Here is a 13,909-nt window from a genome sequence, read left to right on the forward strand (position 1 = left end):
CGTAACCCTGGTAAAAATCAATTTCAATGTACAGATTTCATTATGATTTAATCTTTATTACATTAGCCATAGCTGAAATTCAATTTTCGGAAAATTCGCTTTGCCCTTGTTTTTTCATGTCAATTTATTGCTGACTGTTTCCATAAATGATGCAAATTGGTAAAAAAACCACCCTTTCAAAAACCTGAGGCCGGAAAAATAAATTTGTTAATTATGCGATTCAGCCATCATTTATGGCTGGTCCTGTTCCGCCTTTTGGGTGGCAACTTGTTGAAAAGCAGCATTGAAATTTGAGTTAAGTCACGCATCGCGGGTGGTGGTCATACCAGGAAAGTTCTGGAAAAAATTCGCGGCGCAGCAAAAGTCGGTAAACTCCCGGTTTTGCCATTTAAACGATGTTGCTGCACCACTTTAATAAGAGGCGCAACGGCCACTGAACTCACGGCCAGTGCTACACTTTTCCGCTTTACCCTTGATGAATCTGACCTATGACTGCACTGGACGCTGCACAACAACATAAGTATCAGAGCCGCCTGAACTGGGGCACACGCACCATCTTTCTGATTAATGGTTTAGGGATGTCAGCCTGGGCACCGCTGGTGCCGTTTGCCCGCGATCGTCTGCAGCTCAGCGGCGCCTCATTGGGCGCATTACTGCTTTGCCTGGGAATTGGCTCGCTGGCCGCGATGCCGGTGACCGGCACGCTGGTGGCACGGTTTGGCTGCCGTCGGGTCATGGGCTTCTCCACGCTGTTAGTGCTGCTTATGATGCCGCTGCTGGCCACCGCTGACTCTCATCTGGTGATGGCAGCGGCGCTGATGCTGTTTGGTGCCGGGCTCGGCATGCTGGATGTGGCGATGAATTATCAGGCGGTGCAGGTTGAGCAGGCTGCCGATAAACCGATGATGTCCGGCTTTCATGGCTTCTTCAGCCTGGGCGGGATTCTGGGAGCGGGTACGGTGAGCCTGTTGCTGAGCCGCGCGTTTACGCCGCTGCACGCGACCCTGGTGGTGATGGCCGTGATGCTGTTACTGCTGCTGTGGCGACTGCCGGTGTTAATGAATCAGCGCCTGCATCAGCCCGATCAGCCCTGGCTGGTGATCCCACGCGGCTGGGTCGCATTTCTTGGCCTGCTCTGCTTTATCCTGTTCCTGGCGGAAGGGGCGGTGCTGGACTGGGGCGCACTGCTGTTGCTGCAGAATCCGGCGATGTCACCCGCTTATGCGGGTCTGGGCTATGCGGTCTTTTCGGTTGCGATGACGCTGGGCCGTTTTAGCGGCGATAAGATCATCCAGCGTTTTGGCCGCTATCCGGTGATGCTGACGGGCGCACTGACTGCCGCAGCGGGTATGACGCTGGCCGTCTGGCTGCCGTGGCCGGAGATCGCCCTGCTGGCATTTCTGCTGGTGGGCTTTGGTTTGTCCAATACGGTGCCGATGTTGTTCAATGCTGCCGGGAATCAACAGGATATGCCTGCGAACCTGGCGATTTCTGCCATGACAACGCTGGGATATGCGGGTATTCTCTCAGGTCCGGCTTTAATCGGATTCATTTCGCAATGGATCAGCCTCAGCGGCGCATTTTTAATGATCGCGCTGTTGCTGTTAGTGGTAGCCGCCAGTGCGCGAAAAGTTGCGCGATAATTCAGGTACCTGACACGCTATGTTGTATAAGTTTCCACTGACCTCCGGCAATGTCACCCGCTTTTTTGTGGTTTTCAATCTGGTGCTGCTGCTGGCGCTGGGCTTTATGGTGCATAACTCGGTCAATGCCTGGCTGACCGGCAAACGCTATGCCATGGACGATCTGGCGCGTGACGTGCAGAAGCGCATCGACGCCTACCGCTTTGCCACCTGGCAGATTTATGAAAATCTCTCCACCAGTGCGGCAGGCGCAACACCCGGCAGCAATCTGCAGGAGACGCGACTGCGTCCTGACGTCTATTACCTGGAAAAAACCCGCCGTAAAACTGAAGCGCTGATTTTCGGCTCACACGACAGCAGCACGCTGGATATGACCATGCGGATGTCGAACTATCTCGACACGCTGTGGGGCGCAGAAAATCCCACCTGGTCGATGTACTTTTTAAATGGTCAGGACAACAGCCTGATTATGATCTCGACCCTGCCGCTGAAAGATATGGCGACGCGCTATAAAGAGAGCGCCATCAGCGCAATGGTGGATAGTCGCCGCGCGGAGATGCTGCAACAGGCTAATGCGCTGGATGAACGCGAGAGCTTCTCGCCGCTGCGCCACCTCGCCTTCCAGAACGACCACTATTTCACGTTGCGCACCACCTTCAATCAGCCGGGCCATCTGGCCACTGTGGTCGCCTTTGATCTGCCGGTTAACGATATTGTTCCGCAGAACATGCCGCTGGAAAACTTCCAGCTGCGTCAGGACAGCTCAATGCCTGCCACGACAGCCGATCAGCAGGAGGTGGAAAACACCCGCATCACGCTGGTTAATCCCAACATTGAGATTACGGCCACCCTGCCCAGTACGTCGCTGCAGCTGGTCTATCAGGTCCCGATTACCCGCCTGATTATCGACAGCCTGCACAACCTGCTCTGGCCGCTGCTCATCAACCTGCTGCTATTCCTGCTGTCGCTGGCGGGTATCGTGCTGCTGCGCCAGCAATCGCTGCGTCCCAGCGAGAATCAGAGTGCTGAACTCGACTCGCTACGGGTACTGAATGAGGAGATTGTCGCCAGCCTGCCGGTCGGCCTGCTGGTGTATGACTTTGCCAGCAACCGCACCCTGCTGAGCAATAAGATTGCTGAACATCTTTTGCCTCACCTCAATCTGCAGAAGATTATTAATATGTCCGACCAGCATCAGGGCGTGCTGCAGGCCACTATCAATAACGAAGTGTATGAAATTCGCCACGCCCGCAGCGTGCTGTCGCCACATACCCAGCTGTTTATGATGCGTGACCAGGATCGTGAGTTGCTGGTGAACAAGAAACTACAGAAAGCGCAGCAGGTGCTGGACCGCAACCATCAGATGCGTCAGCAGCTGCTGCACAATCTGGGACATGCGCTGAATCAGCCACTGGAGAAGATGGTGACGCAGCTGGTGCAGCTCAGCCAGCGTGACGCCGATGAGACCGTGCTGGACCTGCTCGATGAGAGCCAGGGGCTGGCGCGACTGGTGGATGATATCGTGCTGCTGAACCGGCTTGAGGCGCATGACTGGTCACCGGATGCCACCGTCTTTAACCTGCAGGAACTGCTGGACGAAATCGCACTGGAAAGCCTGCCGCTGATGCGTCGCAAAGGGCTGTCGCTGGTGGTGAATAACCATCTGCCGAATGACGAAACCCGCTTTGGCGACCGTCGCGCCCTGCGCAAAGTGCTGACCACGCTGATGCACTATGCTCTGACCACCACCCGCTGGGGAAAAATCACCCTGGAAGTTAAGGCTGCGGACAAACAGGCCGATAGAGTGATCATCGAACTGGTGGACACCGGTGCGGGCCTGACGGTGGATGAACTGGCAAATGTCGACTTCCCGTTCCTGGGCGATACCAGTCAGGATCGCTACGGACAGGCTTCCGGTATGGCGTTCTTCCTGTGTAAGCAGCTCTGCAAGCAGATGGGTGGCAGCCTCGATATCGTGGCAAAAGCGGATATCGGCACGCGCTATAACATGCAGCTGCCGCTGGTGCTGGAGCAGAAGCATGAAGAAGAAGAGGAAAAGATTCTGGATGGTGTGACCGCGCTGGTGGAGATCACCGTGGAGGACGTGCATAAAATCGTCTGCCGCCATCTGGAGAACTGGGGCGCACGGTGTCTGACACCCGATGAGCGTATTTCCGGTCAGGATCACGATGTGCTGGTGACCGACGATCCCTCAAAGCTTAGCGGCTGGGCACTGCTGCTGGCGGAAGATGAACTGGGTCATCATGCACTGAACGACCAGCAGTATCGGGTCAATTTCAATCTCAGTAATGCGATGCTGGATGCCTTACTGGCCCTGATTGAGAAGCAACTGTCGCATGATGTGATGGATAATGACATGGAAGACGACACGGCCACGCCATTGATGAGCGGCGGCTATTTCCAGCTGTTTACGGAGACAGTACCGGTTGATGTGAAGAGACTGTATACTGAGTCGGCGGAAAAGGACTACGCCTCGCTTGCTCAGACAGCGCATCGCCTAAAGGGCGTGTTTGCCATGCTCAATCTGACTCCCGGCAAACAGCTTTGTGAAGAGTTAGAACACCACATTAAAGCGTGTGACGATTCAAACATTACAAATACCACCAGTGATATTGACGCTTACGTCAATCAACTGCTGCAGCAAGGTAACCAATAAGATGAATAACTTAAACGTAATTATTGCCGATGACCATCCAATTGTCCTTTTCGGTATCCGAAAGTCTCTGGAACAAATTGAATGGGTCAACGTTGTAGGTGAGTTCGAAGACTCAACAGCACTGATCAATAATCTGTCCAAGCTTGACGCTAACGTCCTGATCACCGACCTCTCTATGCCAGGTGAGAAGTATGGCGATGGCATTACGCTGATTAAATACATTAAACGCCACTATCCGGATCTGTCGATTATTGTTCTGACCATGAACAATAACCCGGCGATTCTGAGTTCTGTGCTTGATCTCGATATCGAAGGGATTGTCCTGAAACAGGGCGCGCCTACCGATCTGCCGAAAGCACTGGCTGCACTGCAGAAAGGCAAGAAATATACGCCGGAAAGCGTTGCGAAACTGCTGGAGAAGATCAGCGCAGGTGGTTATGGCGACAAGCGTCTGTCACCAAAAGAGAGCGAAGTACTGCGTCTGTTCGCTGAAGGTTTCCTGGTAACGGAAATCGCCAAGAAACTGAACCGCAGTATCAAAACGATCAGTAGCCAGAAGAAATCAGCGATGATGAAACTGGGCGTGGATAATGATATCGCGCTGCTGAACTACCTGTCGTCTGTCAGCCAGACTCAGGTCGAAAGAGACTAAGTTACTTCTGAGGCGGTGCAGCCTGCACCGCCTTACCTCTGCCCTATCCTGCTTTATCCTGTCCTATCCTATCCGCGTTTTACGCACCCGATCAGCATAGATGGCCAGCGTCACTTTCAGCACATCCAGCGTCACCGGTTTTGACAGGCAGTTATCCATGCCCGCATCCATACAACGCTGTTTCTCTTCCGCCAGCGCATTTGCCGTCACGCCCACGACCGGGAAGAGATGGCCCAGCTGACGCAACCGCTGCGTCAGGCGATAACCATCCATGTTTGGCATGTTCACGTCCGTCAGCACGATGTCGATTTCATTACGACTCAGCACGTTAAGCGCATCAACGCCATCCTGTGCGGTTTTCACCTGATAGCCCAGCGTACCCAGCTGTTCCGACAGCAGCATGCGGTTAATCGGATGGTCATCGACAATCAGCACCATGATGTCATCGTTATGCACTTTCTCTTCGACCGGCGCGGCTAGCAGCAACGCATCCGCCGCATCGTGGCCCAGCGAAATACGGTAGATGCGCGCCAGCAGCGCCGGCACCTCGTGCAGCGTGGCTGTTGAGTGGATCCAGCGTCCCGGCTGACGTTCACGCGGCATATCCACATGCGAGCCATCGAAGGTGATCAGCGCCCGCAGCGGTAAGTCGATTTCCAGGTCGTAATCGGTCATCACCACATCGTCGTGACCCGGCTTACCATTATATTCCGCGACCTCAATGCCCTGCTGCTGAATCTGGCGGGTAATAAACTCCGCAAGATAGTCGTTACGCATCGCCAGCCAGACTTTGTTCTCTTTCAAATCCTCGAGCAGCATCAGTGACGGCTTCTGCCCTTTGTAGATCGGAATACGAACGATGAACTGGCTGCCCATGCCTGGCTCTGAGTCAACTTCAATGTCACCGTCCATCATATTGATCAGCTTTTCACAGATCGCCAGTCCCAGCCCGGTGCCCTGGAAATTACGCTGCACGCCACTGCCTACCTGGAAGAAAGGATCAAACAGACGTGGCAGCTCTTTCGCCGGGATGCCGACGCCGGTATCACGGACGCGGAAGGCCAGATAGCCTTCGGCAACCCAGGCGTGGAGGATAATACAGCCGGTGTGCGTGAACTTAATCGCGTTATTCAGCAGGTTCGAGATCACCTGCTGCAGGCGCAGCGGATCGCCATCCAGCACCTGCGGCACATCATGTTCGATAAAGCAGTAGAGCGTCAGCCGCTTCTTCACCACCAGCGACAGATAGTTACCGACGATGTGGGTGACGATTTCGCGCGGTGCAAACGGACGCGGCTCAATTTTCAGCTGCTCGGACTCAATTTTCGAGAAATCGAGAATATCGCTGATGATCTTCAGCAGCAGGCTGGAGGAGTTGTTCATCGCCGTCACCAGCGAGTCGATGCCGCTGGGCAGCTCTTTGGTCTGTAACAGGTCGAGATTACCGATAATGCCATACAGCGGCGTGCGCAGCTCGTGACTGACGGTAGCCAGGAACATCGATTTAGACTGGCTGGCCTGCTCTGCCGCGTGGGCCATCTCCTGCAGAGACTGCTCCATTCGTACGCGCGCCGAAACATCGACCAGCACGCAAATCGCCACGTTCTCATTACGATAGCGCGAATGCACAAAGCTGATCTGCAGGTTAGTATTACTGCCGGTCAGCACATCGACAAAGTTGACCTGCTGCCCGCCAATAATCTCATTCAGTCTCAGACGATCTTCCTGCGTCAGCAACGTCAGATAGTTGTGCGCCAGCTCGTTACTCAGAATATTGGTGCCGTCGCTGGTACGTAAGATACAGATCCCGACCGGCGCAGAGGCAACAATCTTACGGTTAAACTGCTCATGCTCTTCCAGCCGGTGCGCATTCTCCTCCGCCGGCAGGAACATCCGTCGCTCAAACACCCATGCGAGAGTAAACAGGATCACGGCGCTGAAAATATTAAGCAGCAGCGCATTGATAATCATCAGCTTAAGCTGATCCACCATGACGTCGGTGGGTATCGACCACACCACGTTAAGATCGGACGGCGGCAGCGGTTTCTTCAGCACCAGCTGACGATACCCATTCAGATAACCAAACCAGGTTTTATCATCCGGCAGATTATCCAGCGAGAAGCCCAGCCCGCCGCGCCGCGAGTTAAGCAGTGGACGGTAATTTTCGTCGGTAATAGACGCAATAATCGGCAGGCTGCCCGGCTGAATAAACTCATCCAGCCGGATGTTCTGCTCAACACCCAGCAGCGCCTGTAACTTATTGGCGACATAAACCGGCACTACCATATAGAAGGTGCCGACGCCGGGCTGCGCACTGCTATTGATCCAGTACATTGGATTGCGGCGATCTTCTTCGCTGCTATTGCGATAGCGCAGTACATTCTCACGCAGCGATTTCAGGCTGCGTTCCCGATCGGCATTACTGCTGCCAATGGTAAAGTCCGCCAGACACTGACTCTCGCCACCGATAAAGAACACCCGATTAAGCTCATATGACGAGGCGAAGTTGCTCTTCCAGTAATTGATGTAGTAGCTGAGGGAATCGAGCGAGTTGCGCCAGGTATTGCTCATTGAAGTACAGTCGCCATCCGAAAAGAGTGGCGTAAACTGCGGCTGCGTAGTTTTGCCCGGCATCATGCCGGTCAGCACATCCAGACCACTGCTGGCGTTGGTCAGGCGGTTCTCGGTGATATATTTCAGCTCACGCATCATGTCCGCCGAATGGCGCACATACCACTGAATCGTGCCGTAGTTGCTGGCGAACTCCTGCCGGACCTGCGTCTCTTTATTGTGCAGCACGCTGATGATGTAAAACGCCGTCAGAACAGCGCCCAGCGTCCAGATTAGCAGCGCCAGCGCGCGGAAAAGATAGCGCGAGATGCGAAGCGTAGTGCGGAAAGAGACAGGATATTTCAAAGGTAACTCGCAGTTGGCAAGGTTAATCGCATCATCGATTTTTAATGCCCATACACTAGCTTTATCAGGCGAAAAAAGCCAGCCAGCCGCAGGCTTAGCGGAAGGTTTGGGAATCTTTTAAGATAGCGAAAGCAGCCAGCTATCAGTGAACAGGAAGGCTTGCGTACAGGCCTGCCCGTAAGAACTCAAAGCGACACCGTAATCCCAGCGAGAAAGGCTGGCTATGCCCGAAGAGCAAAGCGTCCACGCCACGGATGGCGTGGCCGATCCGCAGGGATGCGGGAATCCTTTGCGATCGGGAATAGCGGGCCTTTCGGCGGCTCCCGACTCACAGCCACCCACACCCGATCTCCAAAAAAAAACGGCAGGCCGGGTTTCCCCTGACCTGCCGTTTCTGCAACGAACCTCAGCTCACTTCAGACAAATTACTCTTCGTCTTCTGCTGCGTCGTCTTCGTCTTCAGCATCCGCTTCCGGTGCAATCTCTTCATCGTCGATCTCAGCTTCCGGCGCAATATCATCTTCACCTTCCGCCACGCTGCCGTCGATTGAATCCAGCTCTTCCTCTTCAACCGGCTCGGCAACACGCTGCAGTCCGACGACGTTCTCATCCTCAGCGGTACGAATCAGAATCACACCCTGGGTATTACGACCCACGACGCTCACTTCTGACACGCGGGTACGCACCAGCGTACCGGCATCGGTGATCATCATAATCTGATCGCCATCGACAACCTGAACCGCGCCAATCACCGGACCATTACGCTCGGTCACTTTGATTGAGATAACACCCTGCGTCGCACGCGACTTCGTCGGGTATTCGCTGTTGGCCGTACGCTTACCGTAACCATTCTGCGTCACGGTCATAATGGCACCTTCTTCACGCGGCACAATCAGCGACACCACACGATCGCCTTCAGCCAGCCTGATGCCGCGCACGCCAGAAGCGGTACGACCCATGGCACGAACTGCGGACTCTGCAAAGCGAACCACTTTACCGGCTGCGGAGAACAACATCGCTTCATCGTTGCCATTAGTCAGCGCCACGCCGATCAGCTCATCGTCATCACGCAGATTCACGGCAATAATACCGGCGCTGCGTGGACGGCTGAACTCTTTAAGCGCCGTCTTCTTCACGGTACCCAGCGCGGTCGCCATAAAGATATTGAAGCCTTCGGTATACTCACGTACCGGCAGAATCGCCGTAATACGCTCGTTAGCTTCCAGCGGCAGCAGGTTGACGATTGGACGTCCACGCGCGCCACGACTTGCTTCCGGCAGCTGATAAACCTTCATCCAGTACAGACGGCCACGGCTTGAGAAGCAAAGAATCGTGTCATGGGTATTGGCCACCAGCAGACGATCAATGAAGTCCTCTTCTTTGATACGCGCGGCTGACTTGCCTTTACCACCACGACGCTGCGCTTCATAGTCGCTCAGCGGCTGATACTTCACATAGCCCTGATGCGACAAGGTCACGACAACATCTTCCTGATTGATCAGGTCTTCGATATTAATATCGGCGGTGTTTGCGGTGATCTCGGTACGACGATCGTCACCAAACTGATCGCGCATCAGCTCCAGCTCTTCGCGGATCACTTCCATCAGACGCTCAGCGCTCGACAGAATGTGCAGCAACTCAGCGATCTGCTCCAGCAGCGCCTTATACTCATCCAGCAGCTTCTCGTGCTCAAGGCCGGTCAGTTTCTGCAGACGCAGATCCAGAATCGCCTGAGCCTGCTGCTCGGTCAGATAGTACTGCCCGTCACGGATGCCGTACTGCGGATCCAGCCACTCAGGACGCGCGGCGTCATCACCGGCACGCTCCAGCATCGCTGACACGTTACCGAGATCCCACGCCTGGGCAATCAGACCCGCTTTCGCTTCGGCCGGGTTTGGCGCACGACGAATCAGCTCGATGATCGGATCGATATTCGCCAGCGCAATCGCCAGACCTTCCAGGATATGCGCGCGGTCACGGGCCTTGCGCAGTTCAAAGATGGTACGACGCGTTACGACTTCACGACGATGGCGAACGAAGGCGTCCAGAATCTCCTTCAGCGCCATAATCTTCGGCTGGCCCTGATGCAGCGCCACCATATTGATACCAAACGAGGTCTGCAGCTGTGTCAGTGAATAGAGATTATTCAGGACCACTTCACCGACCGCATCACGCTTGATCTCAATCACGATGCGCATGCCGTCTTTATCAGACTCATCGCGCAGTGCGCTGATACCTTCGACACGCTTCTCTTTCACCAGCTCCGCAATCTTCTCAATCAGGCGGGCTTTGTTCACCTGATACGGCAGCTCATGAATGATGATGGTCTCGCGGCCCGTTTTCGCATCGGCTTCCACTTCGCCACGCGCGCGAATGTAAATCTTGCCGCGTCCGGTGCGGTACGCTTCTTCGATGCCACGGCGACCATTGATAATGGCGGCGGTCGGGAAATCAGGCCCCGGAATGTGCTCCATCAGCGCTTCAATGCTGATGTTCTCATCTTCAATGTACGCCAGGCAGCCGTTGATCACTTCACGCAGGTTGTGCGGTGGAATGTTGGTTGCCATACCCACGGCGATACCGGACGAACCGTTCACCAGCAGGTTAGGGATTTTGGTTGGCAGAACTTCAGGGATCTGCTCAGTGCCGTCATAGTTCGGTACGAAATCGACGGTCTCTTTTTCCAGGTCAGCTAACAGGTCGTGGGCGATTTTCGACATGCGAATTTCGGTATAACGCATCGCTGCAGCGGAGTCGCCGTCGATGGAACCGAAGTTGCCTTGTCCGTCCACCAGCATGTAACGCAGGGAGAAAGGCTGGGCCATACGTACAATGGTATCGTAAACGGCAGAATCACCATGCGGGTGATATTTACCGATAACGTCACCGACGACGCGGGCAGATTTTTTATAGGGTTTGTTCCAGTCGTTACCCAGTACGCTCATCGCATAGAGTACGCGACGATGAACCGGCTTCAGGCCATCACGCACATCGGGTAAAGCTCGGCCAACGATGACCGACATGGCGTAACCGAGGTAAGAATTTTTTAATTCTTCTTCGATATTGACCGGTGTAATTTCTCTCGCAAGGTCGCTCATGGAGCCGCTATCCCTCTACTTAATCCCGGATTTTAAAGGTGCGAAAGTATATCACACTGCAATGCCCGGGTGAACGTTAACCACCGATATCGCCCGCTTTTCCTTACGCCTGAAAGGTGTGCCATCCGCGGTTAAGCGTTTATACTGTGGGCACATTTTGTCAGGAGTTACGATTCAATGAATGCACAACCGCAGAATCATCAGCAGAACGTCGATGCGCAGGAAATTGCCAAGTTTGAGGCGGTTGCCTCGCGCTGGTGGGATCTGGAGGGTGAATTTAAACCTCTGCACCGCATCAACCCGCTGCGCCTGGGCTATATCGCGCAGCACAGCAACGGTTTATTTGGTAAAACCGTGCTCGACGTGGGATGCGGCGGCGGCATTTTAGCGGAAAGCATGGCGCGTGAAGGCGCAGTGGTGACGGGCCTGGATATGGGCGCTGAACCGCTGGCCGTGGCGCGCCTGCATGCTCTTGAGAGCGGCGTGGCGCTGGACTACGTGCAGCAGACCGTTGAAGAGCATGCCGAACAGTACGCCGGAAAATATGATGTGGTGACCTGTATGGAGATGCTGGAGCATGTGCCGGATCCGCGTTCGGTGGTTCACGCCTGCGCGAAACTGGTCAAACCCGGCGGCGAAGTCTTTTTCTCAACGCTGAACCGCAACCCTAAAGCCTGGCTGCTAGCGATCTTTGGCGCAGAATATGTGCTCCGCATGCTGCCGCGCGGCACCCATGACGTGAAGAAGTTTATCCGTCCTTCCGAACTGCTGGGCTGGGTCGATGAAACGACGCTACGTGAACGTAACATCATCGGCCTGCACTACAATCCGGTAACCAACCGCTTCAAACTGGCCCCGGGTACTGATGTCAATTATATGGTGCACACGCACCGCGCCGTATAAGTGAAAATACCCGCCTGAACACAGGCGGGTATGAATAATGTCAAAGCCGAATTAACAGCAAATTTAAAATTATTCGCTGATTCAGCATCACAATTGCCGCATTGCGTTACACCTCACCTTAAATATATGCAAGCGCTTCATGCCAGCTTTCTGCCTGATAACATTCATCGGAACATTAAGATAACAACGCTTACCAAAACAGAATAAATTCTATTTCCACAATATATTAATAATTAAACTTAAACCTCATGATTCAACTTAACTGAAAACAGACCCAGCTAACGTTTAAAAACCAGGAATTTCAATATTTAAAATAAAAAATCATCAGTAAAAATTGCCAGACCCATTAATAACCAGATCAAAATCCTCGAAATAAAAATATCTCAACGCGGACCAAAGCAGTGGATTAATAACACTGTGACAGGCTTCAAAAAACCCATCCTGAAATTTAAATATACTAGAATGGTAGGATTGAAAATCGTTTCTGCCTGAAAAAAATTAACCTCATCTCTTAAGGATAACTATGACGCCCTTTTTATCACTCTTTTGGGTATTAGCAGGTATCGCAATATTAGTCGTGCTCAATCTTAAATATAAATTTCATAACGTATTTTCTCTGCTGATTGCAGGCATGTTCGTTGCCATCATGGTTGGTATCCCGGCAGATAAAATAGTCGGCGTCGTCCAGCAGGGTATCGGCAGTATCATGGGCCACCTGGCGCTAATCATTATATTCGGTGCGATCATTGGGAAGTTCATGACCGAATCAGGCGCAAGCCAGCAGATAGCGGATACCGTCATCCGCCATTGTGGCACCCGCTTCCTGTCCACCGGACTGATGTTTATCGGCGTGATATTCGGTATTGCGATGTTTTACGAGGTGGCCTTCCTGATTGCAATGCCGCTGGTGATGAACATCGCTAAAAAAGCGGATATCCCCTACATGAAACTGGTCATCCCTACGGTGGTCGGTGCAACAATGGGACACAGCCTGTTTCCACCGCAGCCAGGACCGGTTGCTCTGATCAGCGCATTCAACGCAGATATCGTGCAGGTCTATCTTTATGGCGCCGTGGTGATTGTCCCTGCGCTGTTTTGTGCAGGCGTTTTACTGCCCCGCTTCCTGCCAGGAATCAGCCGTATGCCGCTGAACTCCATGATCAAACCGATCAAAGAGCTGGCCCCTGCCGATCTCCCTCCTTTCAGAATCAGTATCCTGATCCCACTGATCCCTGCGGTGCTGATGATTCTGGCTTCGGTCATCAAGCCGCTGGCTGGTGAGGGATCTGAACTGACACGCGTCTTTAAGCTGCTGGGCAGTGCGGAAGTCAGCATGGTGTTCGCTACGCTGGCTGCGATGTGGTTTCTGGGTGTTAAGCGGGGAATGACCTCCGAAGGCATCACGCATAACGTCACCAACTCAATTTCACAGATTTCTAACGTGCTGTTCGTCATCAGTGCCGGCGGTATCCTCAAGCAGGTGATCATTGACTCTGATGTGGGCAACAGCATTGTCCAGCTTATGAGTCATGTGCCCTTTTCACCCTTTATTATCGCCTGGTTAATCACTGCGGTAATCCGCATTCTGACCGGCCAGGGTGCGGTGGCCGCCATTACCTCAGCGGGCATCGTGGCGCCGATGATAGAAGCCTTTCATCTTAATCCGGCGCTGATGGTGCTGGCAGTCGCTTGCGGCAGTAACACCATTACACTGATGTATGACGGCGGCTTCTTACTGTTCAAAGAGACGTTTGGAATCTCAATGAAGGACACCTTCAAATCCTGGGGGCTGCTGGAGTTGATAAACTCAGTAGTCGGTCTGGGTATGGTCATCCTGGTCAGCCAGTTCATCTAGTTTTATGCCTCTGTCGTAAAGGAGTTGCAGCAAAGGCAATCCTCATACACTCGGTACAAAGCGAGTACTCCGGATAAACAGACGAAAGGGTATTCTTTTTTCTGCCAGAGAGTTACGTCGTTATAGCAGTGAACTGTCATAAACCGCGGCAGCGGACTCTCTGCA

At 53.5% G+C, this 13,909-nt stretch carries 7 protein-coding genes; 5 read left to right on the forward strand and 2 right to left on the reverse strand.

Annotated elements, in window-relative coordinates; all coding sequences use genetic code 11:
* Positions 1–488 precede the first annotated feature (488 nt).
* From FA92_RS12030 to rcsB, 3 genes are read left to right on the forward strand one after another with little or no spacing between them, the layout of a single operon-like run.
* Positions 489–1,643, forward strand: coding sequence for an MFS transporter (locus FA92_RS12030; RefSeq protein ID WP_033783716.1), 1,155 nt, complete (start codon positions 489–491; stop codon positions 1,641–1,643).
* 19 nt (positions 1,644–1,662) lie between these two features.
* Complete coding sequence (rcsD, locus tag FA92_RS12035; RefSeq protein WP_033783717.1) at positions 1,663–4,320, forward strand: phosphotransferase RcsD; 2,658 nt, start codon at positions 1,663–1,665, stop codon at positions 4,318–4,320.
* A gap of 1 nt (position 4,321) precedes the next feature.
* Positions 4,322–4,972, forward strand: a complete 651-nt coding sequence (gene rcsB / locus FA92_RS12040; protein ID WP_009089068.1) for a response regulator transcription factor RcsB — start codon at positions 4,322–4,324, stop codon at positions 4,970–4,972.
* Positions 4,973–5,035: 63 nt separating this feature from the next.
* Here the strand turns inward: rcsB and rcsC are convergent, their stop codons facing one another.
* A complete protein-coding gene (gene rcsC, locus FA92_RS12045) occupies positions 5,036–7,888 on the reverse strand; it encodes a two-component system sensor histidine kinase RcsC (protein ID WP_013358559.1) in 2,853 nt (950 codons plus the stop codon).
* A gap of 425 nt (positions 7,889–8,313) precedes the next feature.
* Entirely contained in the window at positions 8,314–10,986 is a 2,673-nt protein-coding gene (gene gyrA / locus FA92_RS12050) for a DNA topoisomerase (ATP-hydrolyzing) subunit A (RefSeq protein WP_013358560.1), read from the reverse strand.
* 177 nt (positions 10,987–11,163) lie between these two features.
* On the opposite strand from gyrA, the gene ubiG reads away from it, so the two are divergent.
* Positions 11,164–11,889, forward strand: a complete 726-nt coding sequence (ubiG, locus tag FA92_RS12055; protein WP_033783718.1) for a bifunctional 2-polyprenyl-6-hydroxyphenol methylase/3-demethylubiquinol 3-O-methyltransferase UbiG — start codon at positions 11,164–11,166, stop codon at positions 11,887–11,889.
* Positions 11,890–12,412: 523 nt separating this feature from the next.
* The gene (locus FA92_RS12060) at positions 12,413–13,744 is read left to right on the forward strand and encodes a gluconate:H+ symporter (RefSeq protein ID WP_033783720.1); all 1,332 of its coding nucleotides are present in this window, start codon (positions 12,413–12,415) and stop codon (positions 13,742–13,744) included.
* The last annotated feature ends 165 nt before the right edge of the window (positions 13,745–13,909 follow it).

This window comes from Pantoea sp. 9140 (assembly GCF_000745295.1).
GTDB classification, from domain to species: Bacteria; Pseudomonadota; Gammaproteobacteria; order Enterobacterales; family Enterobacteriaceae; genus Pantoea; species Pantoea vagans.